Below are 1,052 nucleotides of genomic sequence, written 5' to 3' on the forward strand. Positions count from 1 at the left end.
ATTGGGAACCTAAGGCCAACCAACACGCGCATTGGTAACCTCCAGCGACAGGTTTGGTAACCCTCATTGAGCGAGTGGCGCCCGCACTCGCCGGGGGTGACATTGATATTGTCTCCGCGAGGTGGTCTGGGACGATCGTCAAATAGCCTACACGTTCGCGATGTAGCATTTGCCCACAAGATTCTCAGGAATTGCCCCGCGTCGACGCCAGGTTGCTAGCTATGAGTGAGTGGCTGACCACAGTTGAGTTTTCTGCGCTGGTCGGCATTGGGCGGCAAGTCGCTCACCGCGCTCTTCGTCGGCGTCGCTGGCGAAAAAATTCGCTCGAAGTGCGGAAGGTCAATGGTCGGCGCGGCGGGAATGGCTATACGCCCGAACTTGCCGCCACCACCTTCAAGCAGCCCGAGGGCTTTGGCAGCTATGGTTTCCCCGAGAGCCATGCCGCCAGCTTCGCGCTCATCGCCTATGCCTCGAGTTGGATGAAATGCCACCACCCCGACGTCTTCTGCGCCGCGCTGCTCAATTCGCAACCGATGGGCTTTTACCTTCCCGCCCAGATCGTGCGCGATGCGCAGGCGCATGGGGTCGACGTCCGCCCTGTCTGCGTCAATGCGAGCCGCTGGGACTGCACGCTGGAGGCGATCGACGAGGAGGGACGCTTCGCCGTTCGCCTTGGTCTGCGGCTGGTCAAGGGACTGGCCAATGCCGACGCGGCCGCGATCATAACGGCCAGGACCGACGATCCCTTCGCCTCGATCGACGATCTTTGGCAGCGCGCCGGCGTGCCGGCGGCCTCACTCGTGCAACTGGCCGAGGCCGATGCGTTCCGGCCAGACCTAGGCTTGGCGCGGCGCGAAGCCTTGTGGGCGCTTAAGGGAGTACGTAAGCGCCGTGAAAAGACGGCTCAGCTGGAGCGCGACGAAGGGCGGCAACGGCGCTATTTCGACAGCCAACCCCCATTTTCCCGTACACGTCATGTGACCTCGATCGCTTCTTGCGGAAGGAGAGAATCTAGCGTTCTGGCTGACCCCGTTTATGAGAAACCAGAGCCA

Annotated in this window: 1 pseudogene; it reads left to right on the forward strand. The window is 61.8% G+C overall.

Annotated features, from left to right (window positions below):
- Positions 1-389: 389 nt before the first annotated feature.
- Positions 390-884 (forward strand): annotated as a pseudogene (gene dnaE2 / locus EN879_RS36985) (error-prone DNA polymerase); the annotation flags it as partial.
- Between the last annotated feature and the right edge of the window lie 168 nt (positions 885-1,052).

Origin of the sequence: Mesorhizobium sp. M7A.F.Ca.AU.002.02.1.1 (assembly GCF_003998535.1) — a bacterium.
GTDB classification, from domain to species: domain Bacteria; phylum Pseudomonadota; class Alphaproteobacteria; order Rhizobiales; family Rhizobiaceae; genus Mesorhizobium; species Mesorhizobium ciceri.